This window comes from Aeromicrobium choanae, assembly GCF_900167475.1.
In the GTDB taxonomy this organism is placed as follows: domain Bacteria; phylum Actinomycetota; class Actinomycetes; order Propionibacteriales; family Nocardioidaceae; genus Aeromicrobium; species Aeromicrobium choanae.
On record NZ_LT796768.1, the window covers coordinates 560,676 to 578,407 of the forward strand.

Sequence of the window (17,732 nt, forward strand, 5' to 3'; positions counted from 1 at the left end):
GCTGGTCAATGGTCCCGCGGGACCTCAAGTCTGTCTCAGGACGGCGCTTAGGCCTGTCACTCGACTCTCCACCCGACCTGCCGCGGTCGACACCTCACGGTGCGTCGCGGCCGGTGGCGAGCGGATCGCCGACCGTACCGGTCCGAACATCCAGCGGCCCTTGGCTCGAGCGGGTCGCCAGCGGCGCCTTCTCGATCGGCAGGCCGCACAGGGTGCGCAGTCCGGTGATCACGTCGTCCGGTCGTACCGACGGGGTGTCATGGCGTACGACCACGTCCAGTATCGCACACCCCTGCGCGCCGGTCCGGTCATCGACGTCCAGACGGACCACGGCCGCCCGGCAGTCGAAGGTGCGCAGGCCCCGCTTCATCATGCGCTCGACGAGCACCTCGTCCCGCGCGAGGAACGCCTCGACCGCGGCCCGGGCAGCCTCGGGCGGGACCTCGGGCAGCTCGATCGACCAGCGGCTGGCCTCGAGCAGGTCGGCCAGCGCTCCGCCGGGCGACACGATCACGTCGACGACGTCGAGCCCGTCCGGGAGCGCCGCGTCGAGGGCCGCGCGGACCTCGGCCGGGTCCATCGGCCGGGTCAGCCCGATCTCGGCGAACTCGGCCTCGCTGGCGGCACCGGTCGGGGAGGCGCCCGCGTAGGAGATCTTGGGGTGCGGCGTGTAGCCCGAGGAGTGCCCGATCGGCAGGCCGGCGCGGCGGATGGCCCGCTCGAAGGCGCGGGCGAAGTCACGGTGGCTGGTGAATCGCATCCGGCCCCGCTTGGCGTACCTCAGGCGCAGCTTCTGCACGATCGGCAGCTGCGGGTTCGGGGCCTCCGGGTTCGGGGTGCCTTCCAGGGTCCTGCTGCCGTCGTTGCTCACCCCACCAGCGTACGGCGGCCCGCTCCGGGACCGCGGTCCCGTCCGCGCCGCTACCGTGGGTCCCATGCGTCACACGATCGCCCTGCTCCTGACCGCGTCCGCCCTGGTCGTGGCCAGTGCCCCCGCGGGGGCAGCGGCGACGGTTCCCACCAAGGTCGCGGGGTTCACCGCGAAGAGCCAGACCGCCGCTCCCGGCGCCTCGGTCCGGTTCTCGGTCAAGGTCACCGCCAAGGGCCGGGCGTCGGCGCGTCGCGTCGTCTCGCTCCAGCGGCACGTCGGCGGCCGGTGGGTGCGCGCCGACCGCGCCCGCACCAACGCCTACGGGCGCGTCGTCCTGCGCCACCGCGTGGGCACGAAGGCGGGCGTCGCGACGAAGCTGAGGGTCCGGGTCGCCGCGAAGGGCCGGCTGCGCGCCGTGAACAGCAGCGTCAAGAAGGTCACCGTCCGGGCTCCCTGGACGCCCGACGCGCGATCGAAGGAGATCCTGTCGCTCGTGAACGAGGCTCGCTCGACGGCACGGTCGTGCGGCTCGGAGCCGTTCGCCGCGCGAGGTCCCGTGCGCCTCGAGTCGCGTCTCTCGTCCGCTGCGCAACGTCACGCCCTCGACATGGCGACGCACGACTTCTTCAGCCACACCGGTTCGAACGGATCCGACCTGAGCGACCGGGTCGACGCGCAGGGCTACGACTGGTCCCGGCTCGGCGAGAACATCGCCGCCGGCCAGCAGTCGCCGAAGCAGGTCGTCGGCGCCTGGCTGGCGAGCCCCGGCCACTGCAGGAACATCATGGGCCCGTTCACCGAGCTCGGCGTCGGCTACGCCACGGGCGACACCCGGTACGGGACGTACTGGGTCCAGGACTTCGGGACGCCGCGCTGACCGTGACCTCCTCCCCCACCACGCCGACCACCGGCGGCCGCTGGCTCGTCGGCGCGGCCATCGTCCTGCTCGCCCTGAACCTTCGCGTCGTCGTGGCGAGCCTGGGCGTCGTCCTGCCCGAGGTGCGCCAGGACCTGGCCATGACCCCCACCACCGCTGGAGTGCTGACGACCCTCCCGGTGCTGTGCTTCGCCGTGATCGGCTTCAGCTCCGGCGGGCTCGTCCGCCGGTTCGGGCTGCACCACGCCACCGTGGCGCTGCTGGCCCTGCTCGCCGCCGGTCTCGTCGCCCGGACCCTGCTCGACGACACCGTGCTGTTCCTCAGCACGACGGCCATCGCCCTGGCCGGTGCCGCGGTCGGCAACGTCATCCTGCCGCCCCTGGCAAAGGTGCACTTCCCCGATCGCATCCCCCTGATCAGCGCTCTCTACGGAGCCGCGATCATGGCGGGCGCGACGATCGCGTCGATCACGACCGTTCCCCTCAGCGAGGCACTCGGCGGCTGGCGCCCCGGGCTGGCGGCCTGGGCCCTGCTCGCGGCCCTCACGATCCTGCCGTGGCTGACCCTGCTGCGGCACGACGTCCACACCGGCCCCGCCACGGGCGACCGCCTGCCGATGAGGGAGATCGTGCGCTCGCCCCTGGCGTGGGCGATGGTCGCGTGCTTCGGAGCCCAGTCGGCCGGGGCTTACGCGCAGTTCGGCTGGTACCCCGAGATCCTCATCGACGGAGGCGTCGGCGAGCACCAGGCCGGCGTGCTGCTCGGGGTCATCACGGGCGTCGGGATCCCCCTGACGCTGGCGCTGCCCTGGCTCATGGCCCGGACGGGCGACACGCCCGTGCTGCCACTGTTCTTCGGAACCGTCACGGCCGCGGGCTGGCTCGGCGTGCTGATCGCGCCGGCGAGCCTCCCGGTGCTGTGGTCGGTGCTGCTCGGGCTCGGCGGCGGCGCCTTCACGTGGGTCCTGGCGATGATCGGCAAGCGCACCCGCACGCCCGCCGCGACGACGGCACTCTCGTTGCTGACCCAGGGGCTCGGCTACCTGCTGGCAGGACTCGGCCCGTTCGGCGTCGGGGCGCTCCACGACGCCACCGGCTCATGGGACGCGCCCCTCATCGCCCTCATTGCCTCGACCGTGGTGATCACCACGGCAGGCGTCGTCATCAGCCGCCCCCGCATGCTCGAGGACACCCTGCGCTAACGGCCGGTCAGTCGGCCGTGTCGAACCGGCGGTCGATCACGTCGAGCCCGTAGGAGAGCACCGCCGCCGCGGCGCCGAGCACCAGGCGGGGATGGGGCACGTTCCGGCGCACGAGCGCCTGCTCGAACGCGCGGTCCACCACGAACCCCACGACGGTCACTCCGACGACGAGGGCGCCCACCCCCGCGCCGATCGCGGCCGACTGCTGGGCCGGCACCGGCTCGCGAGGGGCGGCGATGACGTCGGGGCGGTTCAGGGCGACGTAGGTCGCTCCCCCGGCCAGGACGCCCGAGCCACCGGCGACGGCGGCCCTGACCCCGCGCGGGGCCCGGCCGATCGGCACGATCGACGCGACACCGGTGAGCACGGCGAACGCCAGCGACTGGCGCGGCGACTGCTTCCCCACCTCAGACCACCGACAGCGGCAGGAGCTTCTGCCCGGTCGGGCCGATCTGGATCTCCAGATCCATCTCAGGACACACGCCGCAGTCGAAGCACGGCGTCCAGCGGCAGTCCTCGACCTCGGCGGCACCGTCGGGATCGATGGAGTCCTGCCAGTCCTCCCAGAGCCACTCGCGGTCGAGGCCGGAGTCCATGTGGTCCCACGGCAGGACCTCGTCGTGCTCGCGCTCGCGGATGGTGAACCAGTCGAGGTCGACGCCCAGCGGTGTGAGCACCTCGGCCGACTTCTGCGCCCAGCGGTCGTAGCTGAAGTGCTCGCTCCAGCCGTCGAAGCGGCCGCCGTCGCGCCACACCGCCTCGATGACCTGTCCGACGCGGCGGTCGCCGCGCGAGAGCAGTCCTTCGACGATGCCCGGCTTGCCGTCGTGGTAGCGGAAGCCGATCGCCTTGCCGTACCGCTTGTCGGACTGCACCGAGGCGCGCAGCTTGCGCAGGCGCTCGTCGGTGGTCTCGTGGTCGAGCTGCGCGGCCCATTGGAACGGCGTGTGGGGCTTGGGCACGAAGCCGCCGATCGAGACGGTGCAGCGGATGTCGCGGCGGCCCGAGACCTCGCGGCCCGTGTCGATGACGCGCTTCGCGAGCTCGCCGATCTGCAGCACGTCCTCGTCGGTCTCGGTGGGAAGGCCGCACATGAAGTAGAGCTTCACCTGGCGCCAGCCGTGCGAGAACGCGGCGGAGACGGTGCGGATCAGGTCGTCCTCGCTGACCATCTTGTTGATGACCTTGCGCAGGCGGTCGCTGCCGCCCTCGGGCGCGAACGTGAGGCCCGAGCGGCGGCCGTTGCGGCTGAACTCGTTGGCCAGGGTGATGTTGAAGGCGTCCACGCGGGTCGACGGCAGCGAGAGCGACGTGTTGGTGCCCTCGTAACGGTCGCCGAGCTGCTTGGCGACCTCGCCGATCTCGGAGTGGTCGGCGCTGGAGAGGCTCAGCAGGCCGACCTCCTCGAAGCCGGACTCCTTCAGGCCGTTGTCGACCATCTGGCCGATCGTCTGGATCGAGCGCTCGCGGACCGGGCGGGTGATCATGCCCGCCTGGCAGAAGCGGCAGCCGCGCGTGCAACCGCGGAAGATCTCCACGCTGAAGCGCTCGTGCACCGTCTCGGCGAGCGGCACGAGCGGCTTCTTCGGGTACGGCCAGCTGTCGAGGTCCATCAGCGTGTGCTTCGCGACCCGCACCGGGACCCCGGGACGGTTCGGCGCGATCGCGCCGATCTGCCCGTCGGGGCGGTAGGAGACGTCGTAGAACTTCGGCACGTAGACGCCGCCGGACGCGGCCAGCCGGGCCAGCACCTCGTCACGGCCTCCGGGACGGCCCTCGGCCTTCCACTCGCGCACGACCTCACTGATCGCGAGCACGACCTCCTCGCCGTCGCCCATCACGGCGGCGTCGACGAAGTCGGCGATCGGCTCGGGATTGAAGGCGCTGTGCCCGCCGGCCAGCACGATCGGGTGCGAGTCGTCGCGGTCGACCGCGTGCAGGGGGATGCCGGCCAGGTCGAGCGCGGTCAGCATGTTCGTGTAGCCGAGCTCGGTGGAGAAGCTGAGCCCGAACAGGTCGAACGCCCCCACCGGGCGGTGCGCGTCCACGGTGAACTGCGGGATGTCGTGCTCGCGGAGCACGGCCTCCATGTCGGGCATGACCGCGTACGTGCGCTCGGCGAGGATGCCGTCGCGCTCGTTGAGGACCTCGTAGAGGATCTGGACGCCCTGGTTCGGCAGGCCCACCTCGTAGGCGTCGGGGTACATCAGCGCCCAGCGGACGTCGGCCTCGTCCCAGTCCTTGACGGTCGAGTTCAGCTCGCCGCCGATGTACTGGATGGGCTTGGAGACCCCCGCGAGCAGCGGCTCGAGCCGGGGGTAGACGGAGTCGACAGGCATGACACCAGCGTACGTGGCCGCGAGCAGTGGCCCGGACGCTACTTCGTGACGGTCAGGGTGCGCGCGCCGCTGGCCGAGGGCTCCATCAGGTCGGTGCCGCCGAACGAGGCGGTGATCGCGTGCTTGCCGACCGCGAGCTTCGGCAGCGTCACGACGACCTTGCCCTTCGACGCAGGCGTGAGCGTGGCGGTGGCGATGCGCTTCGTGCCGTCCATCACGACGATCGATCCGGACGTGATCCCGACCTTGCTGGCCGACAGGACCGAGATCGTCAGCTTCGCCTGCGCGGTGGACTTCACCGAGGTGGCCAAGAGGGCCGTGGCCGTGGTCGTGGGCTCCTGGACGACGAGCGGGACCTCGGCGCTGGAGGACGCGAGCTGGTAGGGCGCACCGCGGTACTGCACCGAGATCCTCCGCGTCCCCGGCGCCAGACCCGGCACGGGGATCGTCAGCGTGCCGCGTGCCGCGGGTGTCAGGGTCGCGGCGGCGACCTTCGCGCCGTCGGCGAGCACCCAGACCTCGCCCGCGGTGGGAGCGACGCGACGCGCGGTGGCCACGGTGGCGACGACCTGCGCCGGCTCCGTCGAGCGCACCGTCGGCTTCGCGACCGCGGCCGCCACCGTGGTGGGCTCGACGACCGAGAACGCCGTGGCCCGGGCCGAGGAGCGCTTCACGGTCTTGGAGCCCCAGTAGGTGGCCCGGATCGTGTGCCGGCCAGCGGTGAGCGCCGGCAGGCGCACCGAGACCTTGCCGCGGCGCGCCTTGGTGAGGACTGGCGAGGCGATGCGCCGGTCGTCGACGTACACCGAGACCGCGTTCGTCGTGGTGCGGCCGTCGGTCGGCGTCACGGCGACCGTGGCGACCGGACGCGAACCGGCGGCGACGGTCGTCGACGGCAGGGTGATCGTGGTCTTCGCCGACACGACCTTCGGGGGCTTCGTGACGACGACCTTGATCGTGCGGCTCGTGGACTTGCGGACCTTGGCGTTGCCGTCGAAGACGGCGGAGACCCACTGCTTGCCGCGCTTCATCCGCGGGAGCGTCACCGCGATGGAGCCCGCGTGACCCGGCTTGAGCGTGACGGTCTTGACCGTCACCCCGCCGCGACGCAGGCGGACCTTGCCCTCCGGAACGACGCCCTTGGAAGCCTTCACGCGCACGGTGACCTTCGGCTTGATCCGGGTGCTGACCTTCGCCGGCGCGGCGACCGAGACGGCCGACGCCACCGTCGGCGCGGGTGCGGGCGACGGCTCGACGGGCTCCGGGGAGACCGGCGCACTCTGGTCCTTGAAGTGGATGAACCGCTCGGGGTACCAGGAGTCGCCCGTGTTGACCCGGTACCGGCGGTAGGTCTTCGAGGTGTAGCTGTCCTCGGACAGCACGAGGAAGCCCGAGCCGACCTGCTCGACGTAGGCGACGTGGCTGGCCGCCTTCGACCACTGCGCGATCGCGCCGACGGCGGGACGGTTGTCGACGGGGTAGCCGAGCTTCTTGGCGTTCGTGTGCCAGTCGCGCGCGTTGCCCATGAGGATCCGGGGCTCGGGGACGCCGGCCCTCTTCATCCGCCAGGCGGCGTAGTTCGTGCAGTTGTGCCCGGCGTACATCCGCCAGTGCATGAGGTGCATGACGTCGGCGTACCCGGAGGTGTCGCACTTGGCGACCTGCGCCTTGGTCTTGGCCGTGCAGATCAGGGTGAACGCCTGGGCCGACGTGGTCGTGGCCGAGAGCCCCGACACCACGAAAAGGCACACGAGTCCCACGAGTCCCAAACGACGCATGGCGGACAGCCTACGACACCGACACGCCGAAATGAACTTAAAGTTGAACTTTAGGGTTCCGATGTGTTAATGACACCGCTGTCATTTCAGGCTCACAGCCACTCCACAGCCGACGCTCAACCGATTCGACCCCTCAGGCGCGAGACTGGACGCATGAGCGTCGCGTCCGACCTGACCCGTCCGGACGGCACCCCTCTGCGGGTGCTGGTCGTGGACGACGAGCCCAACATCGCCGAGCTGCTGCAGATGGCCCTGCGCTACGAGGGCTTCGAGGTGCGCACCGCCGGCACGGGACGCAAGGCCGTCGCGGCAGCGCGCGAGTTCGCGCCCGACGCGATGATCCTGGACTGGATGCTGCCCGACTACGACGGCCTCGAGGTCCTGGCGAAGGTGCGCGCCCTCTCCCCCGACGTCCCGGTGATCTTCCTGACCGCCCGCGATGCCGTGGAGGACCGGATCGCCGGACTCACGGCGGGCGGCGACGACTACGTGACCAAGCCGTTCAGCCTCGAGGAGGTGGTCGCGCGGCTGCGCGCGCTGCTGCGGCGTGCCGGCGGACGCCGCCAGGACCCCAGCTCCACGCTCGTCGTCGGCGATCTCGAGCTCGACGAGGACAGCCGCGACGTCACGCGCGGCGGGACGCCCATCGAGCTGACGGCCACCGAGTTCGAGCTGTTGCGCTACCTCATGCGCAACGAGCGCCGTGTCGTGTCGAAGGCCCAGATCCTCGACCGCGTGTGGGACTACGACTTCGGCGGCAACGACAACATCGTCGAGCTGTACATCTCCTACCTGCGCAAGAAGGTGGACGCCGGGCGCGAGCCGATGATCCACACCAAGCGCGGGGCGGGCTACATCCTCAAGGCCGCCCCGGCGGCACCGTGATGCGCCCCCGCACCCTGACGGGGCGGCTGATCGCCTCCGCCGTGGCCCTGGTGTCGGTGGTCTGCCTGCTCGTGGCCCTGACCGCCACCGTCATCATGCGGTCGACGCTGATGGAGCGGCTGGACGGCGACCTCCAGCAGGCGGTGGAGCGCGCCCAGCGCGTGGAGGGGCCGGGCCGCGGCGGCGGCGCGCTCGTGACCGACTGCGGCGAGCTGCCCACGCTGCCCCCGGGCCAGAACGCCGGAAGCGTGACGGCCGTCTTCGGGTCCGCCTGCCGCATCGGCGTCCAGATCACCGCGGCCGGCGGGCTGAGCCAGCTGCCGCCGGAGGCGGTCGACGAGATGAGCGAGGCCGAGGTCGGCGACGAGCCGCGCACCATGGACCTGCCGGGCGTCGGCTCGTACCGGGTCGCCGCCACGACGAACGCCGCCGGCGACCGCGTGGCCTTCGGCCTGCCCACTGCCGGCGTCGACGACACGATCGGCAGCCTGGTCCGCTGGGAGATCCTGCTCTCGCTGTTGGGCATCGGCGTCGCCGCCGTCGGGGCGCGACAGATCGTCCGCCACCAGCTGCGGCCCCTGCGGCAGGTGGCGGCGACGGCCCACGAGGTGGCCGAGACGCCCCTGGCCTCGGGCGCGGTGGCCTCGCTCCCGCGAGTGCCGGACGAGCTCACCGACCCGTCCAGCGAGGTGGGCCAGGTCGGCGCCGCCTTCAACCACATGCTCGGACACGTCGACGACGCGCTGCGGGCACGCCACGACAGCGAGCAGCAGGTGCGCCGGTTCCTCGCCGACGCCTCCCACGAGCTGCGCACCCCCCTGACGACGATCCGCGGCTACGCCGAGCTGAGCCGCCGCACCGACGCGGACCCGACCGAGGCCATGGCCCGGATCGAGTCCGAGGTCGGACGGGTCACGACGCTCGTCGAGGACATGCTGCTGCTGGCCAGACTCGACTCGGGACGTCCCCTCGAGCAACGCGAGGTGGACCTCACTCACCTCGTGGTGGAGGCGGTGGCCGACGCTCGCGTGGTCGACCCCGAGCGGCGCTGGCGGCTCGAGGTGCCGCCGGAGCCGGTGACCGTCGTCGGCGACGAGCTGCGCCTGCACCAGGCCCTCACCAACCTGCTGACGAACGCCACCCGTCACACGCCTGAGGGAACGACCGTGACGGTGCTCGTTCTGGCCGATCCGACCCGCGTGGAGGTCCACGACGACGGGCCGGGCGTCCCCGAGGAGCTGCAGCCCGTCGTGTGGGAGCGCTTCACACGCGGCGAGTCCTCGCGCACCCGCTCGGCCGGCGGCGCCGGACTGGGCATGTCCCTGGTGCGCGCCATCATGCTCGCCCACGGTGGCGAGGCGTCGCTGGCCAGCCGGCCCGGCGACACGACGTTCACGCTGACCTTCGCCGCCGAGTAGTTGCGGCCAGTTTGGACCGTGCACCATGATCGACGCATGGCTCAGAAACAGTCCATCCTCGGACGCATCTCCCAATTGACGAAGGCGAACATCAACGCGCTGCTCGACAAGGCGGAGGATCCGCAGAAGATGCTGGACCAGATGGTCCGCGACTACACCAACTCCATCGCCGAGGCGGAGCAGGCGGTCGCGCAGACGATCGGCAACCTGCGGCTGGCCGAGGCCGACCACGCCGAGGACGTCGCCTCCGCGAAGGAGTGGGGCGGCAAGGCGATCGCCGCGTCGAACAAGGCCGACCAGCTGCGCCGGGAGGGCCACGACGGCGAGGCCGACCGGTTCGACCAGCTCGCGAAGCTCGCGCTGGGCAAGCAGATCGCGGCCGAGAACGAGGCCAAGGCGGCGGCACCGATGATCGCCCAGCAGGGCGAGGTCGTCGAGAAGCTCAAGACCGGCCTGGTCGGCATGAGGGGCAAGCTCACCGAGCTCAACTCCAAGCGCGACGAGCTCGTCGCCCGCCACCGCTCGGCCGAGGCGCAGGCGCAGGTCACCGACGCGATCAAGTCGATCGACATCCTCGATCCCACCAGTGAGCTGAGCCGCTACGAGGATCGTGTGCGCCGCGTCGAGGCCCAGGTCCTCGGCCACCAGGAGCTCGCCGCGTCCAGCCTCGACTCGCAGTTCGCCGAGCTGGAGGCCGACGCGGGCCAGCTCGAGGTCGAGGCCCGCCTGGCCGAGCTCAAGGGGCTCGGCCAGGGCACCCCCACCCCCGAGGAGAACGCGTGAAGCTCACCGAGAAGTTCGAGTACCCGGCCAGCCCCGAGCAGGTCTTCGGCCTCGTCAGCGACCAGGGCTTCCGCGAGCGGTCGTGCGAGCGCCAGGGCGCCCGCGACTACTCCGTCACGGTGGAGGAGCAGGGCGGCGCCACCGTTGTCACGATCGTGCGCACCATGGAGTCGGACATGCCCGACTTCATCAAGAAGCTCACGGGCGACTCGGTCACCGTGACGCAGGTCGAGAAGTGGGGCCCGGCCGACGCCGCGGGCACCCGCACCGCCGAGGTCTCGGTGGACATCCACGGTCAGCCCGCCCGCATGCTCGGCACCTCCACGATCGCCGGGTCCGGGAACGTCAGCACCATGTCGGTCGACGGCGACGTCAAGGTGTCGCTGCCGCTCATCGGCCGTCGCATCGAGCCGGAGGTCGCCAAGGCGATCACGGCCTCGCTGCGTGACGAGGTCGAGTACGGCAAGACCCAGATCTGAGCCTCAACCGCCCAGGAGCTCGATGACCTCGTCGAGCTCCTGCGGCGCGTACCAGGCCAGGTCGCCGCTGCCGTCGGCGTCGAGATGGAACGACTGCACGTCACGCAGCCGGATCGGCGCGTCGGCGTCGTCGAGCTCGGCGCACACCACCACCGGGCCGTGCTCGGCGGCGGTCAGCAGCGCGTCGTACTCGTCCTCCTCGTCCTGCGAGGCGGCCGTGACGCGCTCGGGCGTGACCGGCTCGTCCTCGGCGAGGGTGCGCAGCAGGGCGGCATCGGCCGCCGCGTAGACGCGGGTACGACTCATGTGGGCCTCTTCCGTCCGCGGGGGGCACGCGCGCGCCGGGGACCGATCGTCTCGGTCAGCTCCTCCAACGCCTCCAGGATGCACTGCCCCAGGACGTCGGCATCCGGCACCGACTCGCGATCGGTGACGATGCCGAAGAAGACGCGGCCGTCGTAGGACGTGACCCCCACCGAGACCGCCCGGTGACCCGTGAGCGGGATGGCCGGGAAGATCTCCCGCAGCTGCTGCCCCGCCATGTACACCGGGTCCTGCGGGCCGGGCACGTTCGTGATGACCAGGTGGTACGGCCGGTTCGCCTCGTCGGTGGCCACGCGCGCACCCACCGCGTGGAACGTGGAGGTGGCGAAGCCCGGCAGGTTCGCGAGCTTGTTGGCCGCCACCGCCGAGCCGGTCTCGCGGTGGCCCTTCAGGGCGTAGGAGACCTGGTGCAGCCGCACGACGGCGTTGGACTCGCCCACCGGCAGGTTCAGCATGAGGCCGCGCACGAGCGGCCCGAGCGAGGTCGGGTGACCGCCCTCCGCCAGCCCGTCGCGGGTCACCGACATCGGCACCATCGCGCGGAAGCTGGTCTTGGCGGTGACGGGCTCGGCCCGGGTGAGCATCCAGCCGCGCAGGCCCCCGGCGATCGCCGCCAGGATCACGTCGTTGACCGTGCCACCGTGCTCGTCGCGGACCCGCCGGAACGCGGTGAGCGGGGCGCTGACCGAGGTGAACCGGCGGTGCCGCGAGGGAGTGGCGGTGAGCGGGCCGTGGGACGTCGCGTCGGGACCCAGGCCCGGCAGGTGCGAGACGACCCTCGACCACTGGTACTCGCCGCTCCACAGCAGCTCGGCCGGGTGGCTGAGCTGCGAGCGAACCGAGCCGGTGAGCAGCTCGAGGGTGCCGGGGGCGGACCGCGGGGTCCACTCCTCGTGCGGGATCGTGCGGTCGCGCTGCGTCTCCTCCAGCAGGACCTGCGCGAGGTCGACCGTGTGCGAGCCGTCGACGAGCGCCTGGTGCGACTTGAACAGCAGCGCCAGCTCGCCGCCCTGCAGTCCCTCGATCAGGTAGAGCTCCCACAGGGGACGCTCGTGGTCGAGCCGGCGCGCGATGAGCCGGCCCACCAGGTCGTGCAGGGCGTCGCGCCCGCCCGGGCGGGGCAGCGCCGAACGCCTCACGTGCAGGGAGAGGTCGAAGTGCTCGTCGTCGACCCAGACCGGCATGCCGACGCCACCGGGGATGCGGCGCGGCACCTGGCGGTAGCGCGGCACGAGGTCGATCCGGTCGTTGATGACCTGTATCAGGCGGTCGTAGTCGAGGGGCCGGTCTCCGGGCGCGAGGATCGCCAGCGACGCGACGTGGCGGGGCGTCTCGGGATGGTCCTGGTGCAGGAACATCGCGTCGAGAGGACTCAGTCGTTGCATGCGCTCCCCTGCTGTCCTGGCGTGGATCCGGTCCGCCGGTAGCCCCGAAACTTACCACCCGGTCCGGCCACCCGAGGGGCTTCGGAAAGCGGCGCGAGTCGCTGACAGCGGACCCGCTGCCGTGCCATCCTGCCTCGAAGGAGGACGGAGGACGGACGATGGCCCTGCGGACGGACGCGGCACTGGCTGCGAAGCGACTGGCCGCCGCGTCGTGCGTCGGCGCCGTCCTGGGTCTGCTCGTCGGCGGGGTCGGCGGGCGGCTCTTCATGGGGCTGCTCGCGAGCCTCAACCGCGAGGACCACGGCGTCATCACGAGCGATGGCTTCCCGATCGGCGAGGTGACCACCGCCGGCACGATCCAGCTGCTCCTCACCGGGACCGTCCTCGGGGTGCTGGGCGCCGGGATCTACCTGGGGCTGCGCGGACTGGCGCCCGGGCCGGTGTGGTTCCGCCGCGCGTGCGCAGCCGTGGGCGGCACCGTCATGGTGGGGGCCTCGATCGTCCACGAGGACGGGCCCGACTTCACCCTGCTCGAGCCCACGTGGGCGGCGATCGTCCTGACGCTCGGGGTTCCGCTCGTCTTCCTGCTGGTCATGCCGCCGTCGGTGGACCGTCTCGTGGTCGACGGGGGCTCCCTGCTGCGCGGCCGGTGGGCGTGGGTCGGACTCGTGCCATGGGTGTTCCCTCTGCTTCCCGCCACCGTCCTGCTCGTCGGGGCCTGGCTCCTCGCGCGCTGGGCCGGGCAGCGCATGCCCGGGGCGGGCGCGTGGCTCGCGCGGGGCGCCCTGGCGGCGCTGTTCGTCGCCGGGGCCGTCATCCTCACCTCCGAGATCGTCGCGATCTACGACACGGTCGGCGAGGGCCGCTACCTGCTGCGCTGACGGCCGGCTCATCGCGTGGTCACCAGCTCGGTGGCGAGCCGCTCCACCCGGGTGACGTAGCCCGACGTGGGCACCACCTCACGCAGCGGCCGTCCGGTCATCAGCGCGAGGTCGTGTCCGGGTCCGTCCTGAGGGAGGAACGCCCACGGGGTGTGCCCGGTGAGCTCGCGCAGCGTCTGGGCGACCTCACGCTCGGTCCAGCCCAGGGAGGCGCGGAACCCGTTCAGCACGAGGCGCGGCGGGCGCCGCCACGGACCGGCGTCGTCGAGCGCGCGAACGAGCCGGGCCAGCCCGACCGGATCGACCCGGCCGACCGCCAGCACCTCGTCGGCGAGGTCGAGCACGCGGCGGGTCACCTGGTCGCGCGACGGCCCCTGACCCATCGCAGCCTCCACGCCGAAGCCGCAGTCGACCACGACGAGGTCGTGGTCGCGCCGCAACGCGCGCAGGACGGTCTCCAGGGCGTCGGGGCGCAGGTGGTGCCACATGTCGGACCGCGGCAGGCCGGTGAGCACGTCCCAGTGCGGGCCGAGGCTCAGCAGGTGGGCGTCGGCGGACGCCGCGCGGCCACGGGTCACCTCGCGACAGGCGGCCATCACGCCGCTGACGTCGTCGAGCACGCCGAGCAGCTGACCGATCGACCCGCCGTACACGTCGGCGTCCACGAGCGCGGTGCGGCGACCACCCGCGGCGGAGGCCGCCGCGAGCGACACCGCCAGGCTGCTCCGGCCGGGTGCACCGGTGGCGCCCCACACCGCCACGAGCGTCCCGGGATCGGCATCGCGCTCGCGTGGTGCCACGGGCACCGACCCCGCGGCGGCGAGGTCGCCGAGCCGGGCCTCGTGGTCGATGCCGAGCGCGGCACCGTCGCCGTCCACCGCCGCGCACCGCACCCCCAGCTCGACGAGGCGCTCGACGACCCCGGCGTCGAGCCCGGGGCTGCCCACCGCGACGAGCGCGAGGTCGAGCCGGTGCGTGCCCGCGGTGGCGAGGAGGTCGGCGACGTCGACGCACCGGCGCACCAGCAGCATCCGCGCGTCCTGCTCGATCTCGGCGAGGGCCGCGGCCTCCCAGTGCGCCCCGCACGCCGCGACCGCGACGCGCATCGGCTCGGTCGCGCTCACGGGACCCGCACGACGGTCAGGTGCCCCGTGGACAGGGCGGAGACCACGTCGGCGCCCGGACCCCCACGGCCTGCGTCCACGACGAGCGTGCGGGTGCCCGTGCCGTCGACACGTGAGATCGAGACGACGGCGACGTCCACCAGCACGCGGCGGGTGCGGGCGCTCAGGTCACCGGACTCGCCGGGGCCGGCCCACACGTCGACCCGCTCCCCCGCTTCGAGGTCCGGTGGTGCGGTCCCCGAGGGAACGGCCATCGCCAGCTCCCGCCCACGATCGACCGAGTCGGCGATCGCGTCGCGCACCAGGAGCGTGCCGGGAGCGGCATCGCGCGCCCACACCCCGCGAGGGACGCCGTCGCGCGTGGCCAGCAGGCCCGCGGCCGCGGCCGACTCGAGGCGGCCCGAGACGGGTGCGAGATCGGCCGGGTCGACGGGCTCGCCGGCCCGGACCTCGGCGCGGACGAGCCAGTAGTCGGTGGAGTCGCGTGCCGTGGCCACGAGCCAGCCGCCGGCGACCGCGGACACCAGGACGAGGACGGCACCCAGGACGAGTCGTGGATTGCGCCATCTGGAGATCGAGGTGCGCCGGGCGAGCGCGCGCCGGGACGTGTCACCCCCCGTGACATGCATGTGCCAAGTCATACGGGGTCGCGCCGTGGCCCGGCCACCGGTCGTCCACAGTCCGGTCGTGACCTGCGCCTCGTCGCAGGTCCTGCGTGTGAGAATGAGGTCATGGCCCCCCAGCACCAGTTCCTCACGGCGAACGACGTCGCCGAGACCCTGAAGGTCGACGTTCGCGTCGTCTGGGGTCTGCTGAAGTCCGGCGAGCTGCGCGGCTTCCAGGTCGGGGGGCGCAAGATGTGGCGCATCGAGGCGAGCGCGCTCGAGGACTACATCGCGCGCCAGTACGAGCGCACGGCGCGCGACACCGGGGTCAGCGCTGCACGAGAGCCGCAATCCACGCCCAGGGCAGACTGACGCGCCGTTCCCCCGCGGCCACCTGCACGAAGTCGGCTCCCACCGCGACGATCGAGCCCTCGACGGCCCGGCCATCGCGTCGGACGACGCGCACCTCGACCCCGGCGTCCCTCACGGCTCGGGCGACCTGTCGACGGGTCCGCGCCGTCGGAGGCGCGGCCGCGGCCCGGCCGTCGCGGCCCGAGACCGCGGTGACCGCCTCCGGCATCACGATGACGCGACGACCTGCGTCCTCGACGAGGAGCACGTCGCCGACTCCGGCGACCCGGCCCCCGATCTCGCCGAGACCCGCCACGTCGAGGCGGACGTCCGGCCCGCCGAGCAGGTCCGTCCAGCCCAGGGCGCCCCACTGCTCCTCGCGCAGGTCGTCCGCGAGGGCGTCACGCTCGTCGGCGTGCTCGTCGATCGCCGCACCCTCGAGGTCGGCGAACAGTCGGTCCCAGCGCATGAGGACACCGTAGGGCCTTCGGCGAAGGCCCTACGGTGTCGTGCGGATCAGGCCTCGATGGCGGCGTTGTCGCCGCTGCGGGCGCCGCCGATCTCGATCTTGCGCGGCTTCGCGCGCTCGGCCACGGGGATGCGCAGGCCAAGGACGCCGTCCTCGTAGGTGGCCTCGATGCGCTCCAGGTCGAGGTTGTCGCCCAGCACGAGCTGGCGGCTGAAGGCGCCGCGCGGGCGTTCGGACGCCAGCATCTCCCAGTCGCCGTTGCGGGCGACCCGCTCGGCGCGCACCGTCAGGACGTTGCGCTCGATGTCGAGGTCGATGCTGTCCTTCGCCACCCCGGGGAGGTCGAACTCCACGACGAAGGTGTCACCTTCGCGCCACGCGTCCATCGGCATGAACGCCGGCCGGTTGGTGGTCCCGAGCAGCTGCTGGGTGATGCGGTCGAAGTCGCGGAACGGGTCGGTCGTGCGGATCATCATCGTCGATTCCTCCTTGCGAGTGATGGTGGTTCTCATCCGTCAAAACCTATATTCACCATTTCATATTCCTTGTCAAGTACAGTTCAGGTACTGAGGAGGACGATCATGCGCGAGGACGACGAGGACGGCGTCTACGCCATCTCGGTGGCCGCCGAGATGGTGTCGATGCAGGTGCAGAACCTCCGCGTCTACGAACGTCGGGGACTGCTCGAGCCGTTCCGAACGGCGGGCGGCACCCGCCGCTACAGCCGAGCCGATCTCCGGCGGCTGGTCCGCATCCGCGACCTCCTCGCCGACGGGCTCAACCTGGCCGGCATCGAGCGCGTCCTGGCCCTGGAGGATCAGGTGGCGCGGCTCCGCCACGAGAACGAGCGCATGAGGCGCCGCCCCACCTCGCCCTGAGGGCTCGTCCACACCCTCCCGTCATGAGCATTGACGGGGTCCTTGGCATGCGGTTCGCTGGTCCCTCATCACGCCATCTGTCGTCAAATGCATTCATCGGACGCCATTGACGACCGCGATCGGGGGATCGGATGCTCGACCTGTCGACCTCAGGGCCTGAGGAGGCGCTGCGCGTCGTCCTCACCGGGGTGCTCGCGCTGTGGGCCATGTGGTGGGGTCTGGGCCTGCTGCTGGCGCTGGCCGACCGGCGGCTCGCGGCGCGGCTCGCCCCTCCCCTGCTGCGTGCGCTGCTGGTCACCGGCGTGGTCGTCTCGGTGCAGTCGCCCGCCCGCGCGACACCTGGCGGCGTCGAGAGCCTGCAAGGTCTCGCCCTGCCCGACCGGCCCCTGACGACCGCGCCGGCACCCGCCACGTCCGCACCCGAGCCACCGGTGCACGTCGTGGCTCCCGGCGACAGCCTCTGGTCGATCGTCCGCGGCCGGTCCCCCGGCGCCGACGACACCAGCCTCGGTGCCGCTGTCGACCGGTGGTACCGCGCCAACCGCGACGTCATCGGGGACGACCCCGACCTCATCCAGCCCGGCCAACGCCTCGATCCGCCAGGAGCACCATGATCACCGCCACCGCACTCGCCACCGATCCGCTCGCGCCCCGGCAGGTCCCCCTGCCTTTCGCGCCCTCACCGCCGCTCGTGCCGGTCCCGGTCGAGCGCGGCGACGCCAGCGAGCTCCGGCATCGCTGCGCGCGCTTCACGCAGGCGCTCGCGGAGGTGATCACCGGAGTCCGTCCCGTCCGCCAGCTGGGTCCGTGGCTGAGCCGCGACGTCTACGAGCAGCTGCACCGGTACGTCACCGAGCGGTTCGTCGCCGGCGGGCCACGCCACAGCCCGCGCGTCGTCTCGGTGCACATCGCCATGGTCGACCCCGGCGCGGCGGAGATCGCGGCCCGGATGGTGCACCGGGGCCGGTCCCACGCGCTGGCGGTGCGCCTGCAGCGCGGCCGCGACCACCAGGGGCGCACGACATGGCGCTGCACGGCGGCCGAGTGGGCGTGAGCAGAGTGGGCGTGAGCCCCTCAGCACGC

The 17,732-nt window shown here is 72.3% G+C and carries 21 protein-coding genes; 11 read left to right on the forward strand and 10 right to left on the reverse strand.

Annotated features, from left to right (window positions below; all coding sequences use genetic code 11):
* Positions 1–94 precede the first annotated feature (94 nt).
* Positions 95–871 carry a TIGR03936 family radical SAM-associated protein gene (locus B5D60_RS02655; RefSeq protein WP_231948951.1) on the reverse strand — a complete coding sequence of 259 codons (777 nt, stop codon included), beginning with the start codon at positions 869–871 and terminating at the stop codon, positions 95–97.
* Between the two features lie 64 nt (positions 872–935).
* Between B5D60_RS02655 and B5D60_RS17005 the strand changes: the two genes are divergently transcribed.
* Both B5D60_RS17005 and B5D60_RS02660 read left to right on the forward strand, forming a co-directional pair.
* Positions 936–1,748: a CAP domain-containing protein gene (locus tag B5D60_RS17005; RefSeq protein ID WP_197684377.1), complete on the forward strand. Its 813-nt coding sequence runs from the start codon at positions 936–938 to the stop codon at positions 1,746–1,748.
* A gap of 2 nt (positions 1,749–1,750) precedes the next feature.
* Positions 1,751–2,950, forward strand: a complete 1,200-nt coding sequence (locus tag B5D60_RS02660) for an MFS transporter (RefSeq protein WP_172806240.1) — start codon at positions 1,751–1,753, stop codon at positions 2,948–2,950.
* Positions 2,951–2,957: 7 nt separating this feature from the next.
* Here the strand turns inward: B5D60_RS02660 and B5D60_RS02665 are convergent, their stop codons facing one another.
* Genes B5D60_RS02665 through B5D60_RS02675 form a run of 3 tightly spaced genes read right to left on the reverse strand, consistent with a single transcriptional unit; the run spans position 2,958 to position 7,067 of the window.
* Complete coding sequence (locus tag B5D60_RS02665) at positions 2,958–3,356, reverse strand: hypothetical protein (protein WP_078698716.1); 399 nt, start codon at positions 3,354–3,356, stop codon at positions 2,958–2,960.
* Between the two features lies 1 nt (position 3,357).
* On the reverse strand, positions 3,358–5,289 hold the full coding sequence (locus tag B5D60_RS02670) for a TIGR03960 family B12-binding radical SAM protein (protein ID WP_078698717.1): 1,932 nt from the start codon (positions 5,287–5,289) through the stop codon (positions 3,358–3,360).
* Between the two features lie 38 nt (positions 5,290–5,327).
* Entirely contained in the window at positions 5,328–7,067 is a 1,740-nt protein-coding gene (locus B5D60_RS02675) for an Ig-like domain repeat protein (RefSeq protein WP_078698718.1), read from the reverse strand.
* Between the two features lie 153 nt (positions 7,068–7,220).
* Here B5D60_RS02675 and B5D60_RS02680 point away from each other — a divergent pair, with 153 nt between their 5' ends.
* The 4 genes from B5D60_RS02680 to B5D60_RS02695 are packed head-to-tail and all read left to right on the forward strand — an operon-like array spanning position 7,221 to position 10,632.
* Entirely contained in the window at positions 7,221–7,952 is a 732-nt protein-coding gene (locus B5D60_RS02680; RefSeq protein WP_153302850.1) for a response regulator transcription factor, read from the forward strand.
* Entirely contained in the window at positions 7,952–9,370 is a 1,419-nt protein-coding gene (locus tag B5D60_RS02685) for a sensor histidine kinase (RefSeq protein WP_078698724.1), read from the forward strand. Before B5D60_RS02680 ends, B5D60_RS02685 begins: the two co-directional genes overlap by 1 nt.
* A gap of 36 nt (positions 9,371–9,406) precedes the next feature.
* Entirely contained in the window at positions 9,407–10,153 is a 747-nt protein-coding gene (locus B5D60_RS02690) for a PspA/IM30 family protein (RefSeq protein WP_078698725.1), read from the forward strand.
* Positions 10,150–10,632 (forward strand): DUF2505 domain-containing protein, encoded by a 483-nt coding sequence (locus B5D60_RS02695; RefSeq protein WP_078698726.1) that lies wholly within the window; start codon positions 10,150–10,152, stop codon positions 10,630–10,632. The genes B5D60_RS02690 and B5D60_RS02695 overlap by 4 nt, the downstream gene beginning before the upstream one ends.
* Before the next feature lie 3 nt (positions 10,633–10,635).
* On the opposite strand, the gene B5D60_RS02700 is transcribed toward B5D60_RS02695, so the two are convergent.
* Both B5D60_RS02700 and B5D60_RS02705 read right to left on the reverse strand, forming a co-directional pair.
* Positions 10,636–10,938 carry a hypothetical protein gene (locus B5D60_RS02700; RefSeq protein WP_078698728.1) on the reverse strand — a complete coding sequence of 101 codons (303 nt, stop codon included), beginning with the start codon at positions 10,936–10,938 and terminating at the stop codon, positions 10,636–10,638.
* A complete protein-coding gene (locus B5D60_RS02705) occupies positions 10,935–12,341 on the reverse strand; it encodes a wax ester/triacylglycerol synthase family O-acyltransferase (RefSeq protein WP_078698731.1) in 1,407 nt (468 codons plus the stop codon). The genes B5D60_RS02700 and B5D60_RS02705 overlap by 4 nt, the downstream gene beginning before the upstream one ends.
* A 158-nt stretch (positions 12,342–12,499) precedes the next feature.
* Here B5D60_RS02705 and B5D60_RS02710 point away from each other — a divergent pair, with 158 nt between their 5' ends.
* Positions 12,500–13,222 (forward strand): hypothetical protein, encoded by a 723-nt coding sequence (locus B5D60_RS02710; RefSeq protein ID WP_078698732.1) that lies wholly within the window; start codon positions 12,500–12,502, stop codon positions 13,220–13,222.
* Positions 13,223–13,230: 8 nt separating this feature from the next.
* Here B5D60_RS02710 and B5D60_RS02715 read toward each other — a convergent pair whose 3' ends face one another.
* A complete protein-coding gene (locus tag B5D60_RS02715) occupies positions 13,231–14,346 on the reverse strand; it encodes an AAA family ATPase (RefSeq protein WP_078698733.1) in 1,116 nt (371 codons plus the stop codon).
* Positions 14,343–14,975, reverse strand: coding sequence for a hypothetical protein (locus B5D60_RS02720; protein WP_078698734.1), 633 nt, complete (start codon positions 14,973–14,975; stop codon positions 14,343–14,345). Before B5D60_RS02720 ends, B5D60_RS02715 begins: the two co-directional genes overlap by 4 nt.
* Positions 14,976–15,077: 102 nt before the next feature.
* Between B5D60_RS02720 and B5D60_RS02725 the strand changes: the two genes are divergently transcribed.
* Positions 15,078–15,323: a helix-turn-helix domain-containing protein gene (locus B5D60_RS02725; protein ID WP_078698735.1), complete on the forward strand. Its 246-nt coding sequence runs from the start codon at positions 15,078–15,080 to the stop codon at positions 15,321–15,323.
* On the opposite strand, the gene B5D60_RS02730 is transcribed toward B5D60_RS02725, so the two are convergent.
* On the reverse strand, positions 15,280–15,771 hold the full coding sequence (locus tag B5D60_RS02730; RefSeq protein ID WP_078698736.1) for a hypothetical protein: 492 nt from the start codon (positions 15,769–15,771) through the stop codon (positions 15,280–15,282). The genes B5D60_RS02725 and B5D60_RS02730 overlap by 44 nt on opposite strands.
* Positions 15,772–15,818: 47 nt before the next feature.
* The gene (locus B5D60_RS02735) at positions 15,819–16,283 is read right to left on the reverse strand and encodes an Hsp20/alpha crystallin family protein (protein WP_456236405.1); all 465 of its coding nucleotides are present in this window, start codon (positions 16,281–16,283) and stop codon (positions 15,819–15,821) included.
* Positions 16,284–16,352: 69 nt separating this feature from the next.
* Between B5D60_RS02735 and B5D60_RS02740 the strand changes: the two genes are divergently transcribed.
* From B5D60_RS02740 to B5D60_RS02750, 3 genes are all read left to right on the forward strand, one after another.
* Positions 16,353–16,649 (forward strand): MerR family transcriptional regulator, encoded by a 297-nt coding sequence (locus tag B5D60_RS02740; protein ID WP_078698737.1) that lies wholly within the window; start codon positions 16,353–16,355, stop codon positions 16,647–16,649.
* A gap of 131 nt (positions 16,650–16,780) precedes the next feature.
* Positions 16,781–17,263, forward strand: a complete 483-nt coding sequence (locus B5D60_RS02745) for a LysM peptidoglycan-binding domain-containing protein (RefSeq protein WP_078698738.1) — start codon at positions 16,781–16,783, stop codon at positions 17,261–17,263.
* The gene (locus tag B5D60_RS02750; protein ID WP_078698739.1) at positions 17,260–17,703 is read left to right on the forward strand and encodes an Rv3235 family protein; all 444 of its coding nucleotides are present in this window, start codon (positions 17,260–17,262) and stop codon (positions 17,701–17,703) included. The genes B5D60_RS02745 and B5D60_RS02750 overlap by 4 nt, the downstream gene beginning before the upstream one ends.
* The last annotated feature ends 29 nt before the right edge of the window (positions 17,704–17,732 follow it).

Excerpts from the sequence above, each read along its gene's own strand:
- B5D60_RS17005 (WP_197684377.1), top strand. The coding sequence starts at position 936 with ATGCGTCACACGATCGCCCTGCTCCTGACCGCGTCCGCCCTGGTCGTG.
- B5D60_RS02670 (WP_078698717.1), bottom strand. The coding sequence starts at position 5,289 with ATGCCTGTCGACTCCGTCTACCCCCGGCTCGAGCCGCTGCTCGCGGGG.
- B5D60_RS02675 (WP_078698718.1), bottom strand. The coding sequence starts at position 7,067 with ATGCGTCGTTTGGGACTCGTGGGACTCGTGTGCCTTTTCGTGGTGTCG.
- B5D60_RS02680 (WP_153302850.1), top strand. The coding sequence starts at position 7,221 with ATGAGCGTCGCGTCCGACCTGACCCGTCCGGACGGCACCCCTCTGCGG.
- B5D60_RS02685 (WP_078698724.1), top strand. The coding sequence starts at position 7,952 with ATGCGCCCCCGCACCCTGACGGGGCGGCTGATCGCCTCCGCCGTGGCC.
- B5D60_RS02690 (WP_078698725.1), top strand. The coding sequence starts at position 9,407 with ATGGCTCAGAAACAGTCCATCCTCGGACGCATCTCCCAATTGACGAAG.
- B5D60_RS02700 (WP_078698728.1), bottom strand. The coding sequence starts at position 10,938 with ATGAGTCGTACCCGCGTCTACGCGGCGGCCGATGCCGCCCTGCTGCGC.
- B5D60_RS02705 (WP_078698731.1), bottom strand. The coding sequence starts at position 12,341 with ATGCAACGACTGAGTCCTCTCGACGCGATGTTCCTGCACCAGGACCAT.
- B5D60_RS02710 (WP_078698732.1), top strand. The coding sequence starts at position 12,500 with ATGGCCCTGCGGACGGACGCGGCACTGGCTGCGAAGCGACTGGCCGCC.
- B5D60_RS02720 (WP_078698734.1), bottom strand. The coding sequence starts at position 14,975 with ATGCATGTCACGGGGGGTGACACGTCCCGGCGCGCGCTCGCCCGGCGC.
- B5D60_RS02725 (WP_078698735.1), top strand. The coding sequence starts at position 15,078 with ATGGCCCCCCAGCACCAGTTCCTCACGGCGAACGACGTCGCCGAGACC.
- B5D60_RS02730 (WP_078698736.1), bottom strand. The coding sequence starts at position 15,771 with ATGCGCTGGGACCGACTGTTCGCCGACCTCGAGGGTGCGGCGATCGAC.
- B5D60_RS02735 (WP_456236405.1), bottom strand. The coding sequence starts at position 16,283 with ATGAGAACCACCATCACTCGCAAGGAGGAATCGACGATGATGATCCGC.
- B5D60_RS02740 (WP_078698737.1), top strand. The coding sequence starts at position 16,353 with ATGCGCGAGGACGACGAGGACGGCGTCTACGCCATCTCGGTGGCCGCC.
- B5D60_RS02745 (WP_078698738.1), top strand. The coding sequence starts at position 16,781 with ATGCTCGACCTGTCGACCTCAGGGCCTGAGGAGGCGCTGCGCGTCGTC.
- B5D60_RS02750 (WP_078698739.1), top strand. The coding sequence starts at position 17,260 with ATGATCACCGCCACCGCACTCGCCACCGATCCGCTCGCGCCCCGGCAG.